The organism is Cysteiniphilum litorale, from assembly GCF_003428165.1.
Taxonomy (GTDB): Bacteria; Pseudomonadota; Gammaproteobacteria; order Francisellales; family Francisellaceae; genus Caedibacter; species Caedibacter litoralis.
The window spans coordinates 1-647 of sequence record NZ_QLIQ01000173.1 but is presented as its reverse complement, the minus strand read 5'-3'; the positions used below and the strand labels follow the sequence as shown (position 1 = coordinate 647).

1 pseudogene is annotated in these 647 nt (G+C 38.3%); it reads right to left on the bottom strand.

The features are described from left to right. Nucleotides 1–647, bottom strand: a pseudogene (locus DNJ75_RS15130) (hypothetical protein); the annotation flags it as partial.

Genomic DNA, 647 nt, shown 5'->3' with positions numbered 1-647 from the left:
GAAGCCATTGCTAACCCGCCTGCATAAGCCATTCTTTCAATATCTTCCCATCGCCCAGCCTTGTAAAAAGACCGTATGAATAACATATCATTAGCGCTGTCCTCTTTCCAATAAATGGAGTTACCTTTCATTTTGAGATTAACAACTCTTCTGACGCCGCTCTCAATAGCACCACTGCCTTGAGGCAAACCATGATCCTTGCATGTTTTATAGATTAAACGATCGGCGTTATTAATAAAGTAACCTTTCTCTGACTTAACCAGCTTCCCTTTTTTATGCTTACTATCCAGCTTGATTTTTGCAATAAACTCATCAACTTTACCGGCATGCAAAAGCTCCTTGCACGACTTTACCCATTTACTCTGATCACGTTTACTTTTATAAAGCTGCTTAGCTAAAGCATTTAAATGCTCCATCGCATGATAATAGTCAAGAACCTGATATACCTTGATGTCAGATCGTAATGTCATCGTTTCAAGAAGTTGATTAATACGCTTCCAAATCCAAGGGGCTCCATCAGCAACAAAAACAAAATTATTCACTGTGTTTAAATCAAGTCCCGCCAAGTAGTTTTTGAGTAAATTAAAAACCTTCTGAGGACTACCGATGATGCCATCAATAATCGGTAACTCCTTCTTAATCTTATT